General features: G+C 69.9%; 7 protein-coding genes. 3 read left to right on the top strand and 4 right to left on the bottom strand.

The features are described from left to right. On the bottom strand, positions 1-990 hold a 990-nt coding region (gene ppk2, locus ACIQ6S_RS13885; RefSeq protein ID WP_397608870.1), incomplete at its 3' end, for a polyphosphate kinase 2. Positions 991-1187: 197 nt separating this feature from the next. On the opposite strand from ppk2, the gene ACIQ6S_RS13880 reads away from it, so the two are divergent. Then, complete coding sequence (locus tag ACIQ6S_RS13880) at positions 1188-1754, top strand: DUF805 domain-containing protein (RefSeq protein ID WP_397608869.1); 567 nt, start codon at positions 1188-1190, stop codon at positions 1752-1754. A gap of 8 nt (positions 1755-1762) precedes the next feature. On the opposite strand, the gene ACIQ6S_RS13875 is transcribed toward ACIQ6S_RS13880, so the two are convergent. From ACIQ6S_RS13875 to ACIQ6S_RS13865, 3 genes are read right to left on the bottom strand one after another with little or no spacing between them, the layout of a single operon-like run. Beyond that, on the bottom strand, positions 1763-2455 hold the full coding sequence (locus ACIQ6S_RS13875; protein WP_397608868.1) for a hypothetical protein: 693 nt from the start codon (positions 2453-2455) through the stop codon (positions 1763-1765). A gap of 14 nt (positions 2456-2469) precedes the next feature. Continuing rightward, positions 2470-3048, bottom strand: coding sequence for an RNA polymerase sigma factor (locus ACIQ6S_RS13870; protein ID WP_397608867.1), 579 nt, complete (start codon positions 3046-3048; stop codon positions 2470-2472). 45 nt (positions 3049-3093) lie between these two features. Beyond that, a complete protein-coding gene (locus ACIQ6S_RS13865) occupies positions 3094-4104 on the bottom strand; it encodes a LysR family transcriptional regulator (RefSeq protein ID WP_397572920.1) in 1011 nt (336 codons plus the stop codon). 144 nt (positions 4105-4248) lie between these two features. Here ACIQ6S_RS13865 and aceB point away from each other — a divergent pair, with 144 nt between their 5' ends. Further along, positions 4249-5934: a malate synthase A gene (aceB, locus tag ACIQ6S_RS13860; protein ID WP_397608866.1), complete on the top strand. Its 1686-nt coding sequence runs from the start codon at positions 4249-4251 to the stop codon at positions 5932-5934. A gap of 71 nt (positions 5935-6005) precedes the next feature. Next, the coding region (gene aceA, locus ACIQ6S_RS13855; RefSeq protein WP_397608865.1) for an isocitrate lyase at positions 6006-6870 on the top strand (865 nt) is incomplete at its 3' end.

Here is a 6870-nt window from a genome sequence, read left to right as displayed (position 1 = left end):
CTTGCAGTCGCTCTTGATCACGGTCCACGGCGAGTCGGCGGTGTCGGTGCCAAAGAACATCGCCTCTTTCGCGCGGGTGTAATCGTCCCACTTGTCCAGCGAGGCCTTGTCGATCGGCGAGAGCTTCCACTGCTTGAGCGGGTGCGATTCGCGCTCCTTGAAGCGGCGGCGTTGCTCCTTGCGGCTCACGCTGAACCAGAACTTCACCAGGTGCACGCCGCTGCGCACGAGGTGGCGCTCGAATTCCGGCGCTTGGCGCATGAACTCGGTGTATTCGGCGTCGGCGCAGAAACCCATCACCCGCTCGACGCCGGCGCGGTGGTACCAGCTGCGGTCGAACATCACGATCTCGCCGCGCGTGGGCAGGTGTTCGACATAGCGCTGGAAATACCACTGGCCCTGCTCGGTAGGCGTGGGCTTCTCCAGCGCGACGACGCGGGCGCCACGCGGATTGAGGTGCTCCATGAAGCGCTTGATCGCGCCGCCCTTGCCGGCGGCGTCGCGGCCTTCGAACAGGATGACCACGCGTTGGCCCGTCTCCTTCACCCAGGCCTGCAGCTTCAGCAGTTCCACCTGCAGGTTGAACTTGTGCTTCTCGTAGGGGCCGCGGCGCAGCAGGTTGAGGTAGGGGTAGCCGCCCTCGCGCCAGTCGGGGGCCAGCAGGTCGTCGGGGTCGGGGATCTCTGGTGGCGGCGCATCCGGGGCGAGCAGGGCCGAGCGCAGCGCGCGGGCATCGTCGGGGTCGGCGCCGTCGATCAGGGTGCGCAGGGCCCGGGCCCGGTCGCCGACGGCGTCCGGATGGGCCGGATGCAGCAGGCCCTCCGCGGCGGCCACCACCGCGTTCTGCGCGGCGACGGTGCGGACGGCGGCGACGCGCTCGCCGATGGCCTCGGCTTCGAGGCGCGGCGGCACATCACCGCGGCGGCTGGGGCGGACTTCGCTGGCCACGCGGCGCGGCGAGGGTGGGCGGCGGCGGGATGGGGTGCTCATGGCTGCGGTCTCCTTCGGAGCCTGGTGTGGCCCCACGGCCTCACTCTGCGCCGCGCCCCTCGGGCGGGAATTGAGCCGGATCAAAGCCGCTGGCGGGGCCGTGGCGGGCCGGTGTCGGGCCCGTGTCGTCACGACTTGCGGTTTTTCGGCAGGATGCTGGCGGGGTCGAACACCGTTCCCCGGAGGAGTAGGACCCCATGCACATCGACAGTACCCGTCTACGCGAGCTGCGCACCGCCAAGCGGTGGTCGCAGGAGCAACTGGCCGAACTCAGCGGCCTCAATCTGCGAACCATCCAGCGTCTGGAAACCGGGGCCAAGGTCTCGACCGAATCCCTGCGGGCGCTCGCCGCGGTGTTCGAGGTGCCGGCTGAGACCCTGCTGGTGCGCGATCCCCGCTACCGCCCCAATGCCCCCAGCCAAGCCGTCCTCGACGCGATGCTGGAGGGTGTGGTGCGCGGCCTCGACTTCACCGGCATCAGCACGCGCCCCGCGTTCTGGTGGTTCATGCTCGCCGTGGTCATGGTGCTCGGCGTGGGCGAGGCGTTCGCGGAACTGCTCGGGCCGTTTCCGGCCCGCTTGGTCGGCCTGATCGTGCTGCTGCCGTGGATCGCCGCCAGCTGCCGGCGACTTCGCGATGCCGGCTTGAGCCCCTGGTGGACGCTGATCGCCCTGGCGCCCGTGGGCGGCATCTTGATCCTGCTGTGGCTGTGGACCTTCCCGACCAAGGTCGACGAACCCGAAGGCGACGCAAAGGCGGTCTGAAGCGCGACTCAGCGGCCTTCGGCCTCGAAGGCCCGCACGTCCGCCAGCGCCAGTTCCGCGCGGCGCACGCTCTGGCCGGCCGCATTGGCGCGCATCGACGCGCCGAAGCGGGGATGGCGTTCGGCCCAGCGCAGGATCGCCCACACGGCCGCGGTGCCGCCCACCGCCCACAGCGCCAGCCAGCCGATCAGGGACGGCCGCTCGGTCCACACATCGGCGCCGAGCACGGCCAGGCTCATCAGCAGCAGCGGCACCCAGATGACGCCGCCCGCGAGACCGAGGACCCAGCCGGCCGTCTTGCGCCAGCGCCGCAGCGCGGCGAGGGCGCCCTGCATGTCGAGCACCGCGCCGGTCATCCGCACGCGGCGGATCAGCGAGAGTTCCTGGCCAGCGGAGGCGATCAGCGCGACGGCATAGGCCTGCACCAGCACGCCGTAGACGATGAACTGCGCGCCGGCGTCCATGCGCTTCGCCCAGAAGGCGACGGCAATCGTGGCCAGGGTCACGCCGGCGATCGCCTGCAGGCCGAGGCCGATGGCGAGCGGGCGCAGAGCGCGGCGGCTGGCGAGCTGGCCGGCGCTCGCGCGGGCTTCGGCATCGCGGGCGCGCTCGATGGCATTCGCCTCCGACTGCAGGGCTTCGATGCGCGCCAGCCGTTCGTCGAGCGATTTCCAGGTGGTCTTGAGGGTGTCGAGGTCCATGGCAGTCTCCACGGTCAGGGTTCCAGTTCGGTGCGCAGTCGCGCTTTCAGTCGGTTGAGGCGGACGCCGACGTTGCTTTCGGAGAGGCCGAGCACATCGCCGATCTCGCGGTAACCCAAGTCGTCGAGCCACAGCAGTAGCAAGGCGCGGTTCAAGGGATCGAGGCCGGCGATGACGCGGTGCAGGTCGCGCTGCTGGGCGATCTGTTCCGGCGTAGTGCCGGGGTCGACGAGGTGGTCGAGCGGGTCGTGCGCGCTGTCGTCATCGGCCTGCGAATCCGCCGCGGTCGAGCCGCGCCCCGGTGCACGCATCGCGCTGCCGCCGCGCACTTGCGTCGCGCGCCGCCCACTCAGGCAGACGTTGAGCGCCACGCGGTAGGCCCAGGTGGCGAAGGGGCGTTCGCCGTCCCAGGCGGGAAACACCGCCCACAGCTGCGCGGCCATGTCCTGCTCGAGGTCGGCGCGGTCGGCCGGGCAGTCGCTGAAACCCCAGGCGATCTTGCGCAGCAGGCCACGGTGCTGGCCGAGCAGCAGGGCGAAGCGTTCGCGGCGGGTGTCGATGGCGTCGGTCATCGGGGCGGTGAGGGCGTCCATGCCGGGGTGATACGCGCGAGCATGGCGGATCCTTACGCGGCTGACTCAGCGCTCCGAATGCCCCGCTTCGAACCAGTCCTTGCGCTTGAACAGGCCCGGCTTGATCAGGTCGACGAAGGCGCGCGCCGGTCCCGTCAGTGATTTGCCCTTGCGCACCAGCACACCGTAGGTGCGCGAGGGGAAGTACTCGCGCAGCGGGCGCGCCACGAGGCGCGCCTTGTCGGCGTCGGTCAGGCAAAGCGCCGACACCACCGAGATGCCGAGGTCCTGCGCGACGTACTGCTTGATCACTTCCCAGCCGCCGACTTCGATCGCGACGGTGTAGGGCACGCGGCGCTGTTCGAAGGCGGTGGTGACCATGCGCCAGGTCGACAGCTGCTTGGGCGGCAGGATCAGCCCGTGCGGCGAGAGGTCTTCGAGCTTGATCGCCGAACGCTTCGCCAGCGGATGCTGCGGCGCGGTGATCAGCATCGCGTCGAAGCGCTGCAGGGGCGCGTAGTCGATGTCGTTGGGCACTTCCCACATCGCGCCGACAGCGAAATCCACTTCATCGGCGCGCAGCTTCGCGAGGCCGGCCTGGCCCGTGACGCTGTGCAGGTGCAGGCGCACGTCGGGCCGCAGCGCGCGGAATGCCGCCAGCGGCTCTGGCAGCAGGTGCAGCAGGGTGGAACTGCCGGCGGCGATGTGCAGTTCGCCGCCCTCGAGCCCGCCCTGGCTGCCGCGGAAGGCCTCGTCGAGGCCCTCGAAGCCGTCGATCAGCGGCCGCGCCAGGTCGTACAGGGCCTGCCCGTCGCGGGTGAGCGAGAGGCGTCGGCCGACGCGCTCCAGAAGGGGCACGCCGTAGTGGCTTTCCAGCGCCTTGAGCTGCAGGGAGACGGCCGGCTGGCTGAGGAACAGGGCCTCCGCCGCGCGGCTGACCGAGCCCAGTCGGGCCACCTGGCAGAAGGCCTGCAAGGGCTTGAGGCGGCTGCCCTTGTAGTAGAAGCGGCCGGAATCCGCTTCGGGCTTCCGCTCTGAAGCCGACTTTTGGGGGCGCTTTCGCGTCACGTTGGCCATGGATTCTGATAGGTATTTGAGGAACTCATACATCGTATCCAAAGATTTGCTTTGTCAACAATCGCTCAGAGGGTGAGCTTGGGACCCATGCCGGAGCCCTGACCCGCTCCGCCCCGAACCCGCCGCACGGACCCGCTTCGCCCCATGAGCACCGCCACCGAGCCCACCCGCACCCCCGATTCCCCCACGCAGGCCGCCACCGGCTTCCGCCGCGTCGGCCGCCCGGTCGAGGGCGAGGCCACGATCCTGGTGCCCGAGCTGCAGGCCCTGCTCACCGACCTGCACCGCCTGTTCGAGCCGGCCCGCCGCCAGCGCCTGGCCGCCCGCGTCGCCCGCCAGGCCGAGTTCGATGCCGGGATGCTGCCGGACTTCCGCGCCGACACGCGTTCGATCCGGGAAGGCGACTGGACCGTGGCCCCGATCCCGGCCGCCCTGCAGGACCGCCGCGTCGAGATCACCGGCCCGGTCGACCCGAAGATGGTCATCAACGCGCTGAACTCGGGCGCCAACTGCTTCATGGCCGATTTCGAGGACAGCAACGCGCCGTCCTTCGCCAACCAGATCACCGGCCAGCGCGCCCTGCGCGACGCCGTCGACGGCATCCTGACCTTCACCGCGCCGGAGACCGGCAAGCGCTACGCGCTCGACCCGGCCAGCAAGACCGTGCTGATCGTCCGCCCGCGCGGCTGGCACCTCGACGAGGTGCACGTGACGGTCGACGGCCAGCCGATGGGCGGCGGCCTGTTCGACCTCGCCACCTTCGCCTTCCACAACGCCAAGACCCTGGCCTGGCGCGAGCGCGGCCCGTACTTCTACCTGCCGAAGATGGAGTGCATGGAGGAAGCGCGCCTGTGGGACGAGGTGATGGCCTTCCTCGAAGTGCGCCTGAACCTGCCGGTGGGCACGATGAAGGCGACGGTGCTGATCGAAACGCTGCCGGCCGTGTTCGAGATGCACGAGATCCTGCACGCGCTGCGCGGTCGCATCGTCGGCCTGAACTGCGGCCGCTGGGACTACATCTTCAGCTGGCTGAAGACGCTGCGCCGCCACGCCGACAAGGTGCTGCCGGAGCGCGGCCAGGTGACGATGGCACAGCCCTTCCTGAAGGCCTACTCCGAACTGCTGATCCAGACCTGCCACCGCCGCGGTGCGCATGCGATGGGCGGCATGGCGGCGCAGATCCCGATCAAGGGCGATGACGAGGCGAACGAGCGCGCGATGCAGCGCGTGCGCGCCGACAAGCTGCGCGAAGTCACCGCCGGCCACGACGGCACCTGGGTGGCGCATCCGGCCCTTATCCCGATCGCGCGCGAAGTCTTCGACGCGCACATGCCGAAGGCGAACCAGCACCACGTCAAGCGCGAGGACGTGCAGGTCACGCGCGACGATCTGCTCAAGCCCTCGCTCGGCACCATCACCCGCGCCGGCTTCGACAACAACGTCGATGTCTGCGTGCGCTACGTGGCGGCGTGGTTGGCCGGCAGCGGCTGCGTGCCGATCCACCACCTGATGGAGGACGCCGCCACCGCCGAGATCAGCCGCACCCAGCTGTGGCGCTGGCTGCACCACCCGCAGGTCGCCGCGAAGAACGGCGTTCCCGCCGAACCGCTGCACCTCGACGACGGCACGCCGGTGGATTGGGCGCTGTTCGAGCGCGCGCTGATCAACCTGCCGTCGGTCATTGGCGACCGCCGCGCGATCACCGGTGGCGAACGCCTCGATGCCGCCATCGCCCTGCTCGACCGCCTCACCCACGCCGACACCCTCGAAGCCTTCCTCACCAGCGCCGCGTATCCCGCGCTCGTTGAGAACGACCTGCGCACCGCCTGAACCGCTCCAACGCGTTCCCGTTCCCCCGCTCCCCGCTCCCCGACCCCACGACACCCCGCAAGGACATCACGATGAGCACGCTGCCGACCGCCGACCAACTGAAGCACGACTGGGCCACCAACCCCCGCTGGAAGGGCGTGACCCGCAACTACACCGCCCACGACGTCGTCCGTCTTCGCGGCACCGTCCCGGTCGAGCACAGCATCGCCAAGCTCGGCGCGCAGAAGCTGTGGCGCTCCCTGCAGACGGAAGACTTCATCAACGCGCTGGGCGCGCTCACCGGTAACCAGGCCATGCAGCAGGTCAAGGCCGGCCTGAAGGCCATCTACCTCTCGGGCTGGCAGGTCGCGGCGGATGCCAACCTCGCCGGCGAGATGTACCCCGACCAGTCGCTGTACCCGGCCAACTCGGTGCCGCAGGTGGTGAAGCGCATCAACAACACCCTGCTCCGTGCCGACCAGATCCAGTGCGCCGAAGGCACGGGCGACATCGACTACCTGCAACCGATCGTGGCGGATGCCGAAGCCGGCTTCGGTGGCGTGCTCAACGCCTTCGAGCTGATGAAGGCGATGATCGAGGCCGGCGCCTCGGGCGTGCACTTCGAAGACCAGCTCGCCTCGGTGAAGAAGTGCGGCCACATGGGCGGCAAGGTGCTGGTGCCGACCCGCGAAGCCATCGAGAAGCTCAACGCCGCGCGCCTCGCCGCCGACGTCATGGGCGTGCCGACGCTGATCGTCGCCCGCACCGACGCCGAAGCCGCCGATCTGCTCACCTCCGATGTCGACGCCAACGACCGCCCGTTCTGCACCGGCGAGCGCACCGTCGAGGGCTTCTACAAGACCCGCCCGGGTGCCGAGCAGGCGATCAGCCGCGGCCTCGCCTACGCCCCCTACGCCGACCTGGTCTGGTGCGAGACGGGCAAGCCGGACCTCGCCT

It is taken from the genome of Silanimonas sp. (assembly GCF_044377035.1).
In the GTDB taxonomy this organism is placed as follows: domain Bacteria; phylum Pseudomonadota; class Gammaproteobacteria; order Xanthomonadales; family Xanthomonadaceae; genus Silanimonas.
This window is presented reverse-complemented; position numbering and strand designations above follow the sequence as displayed.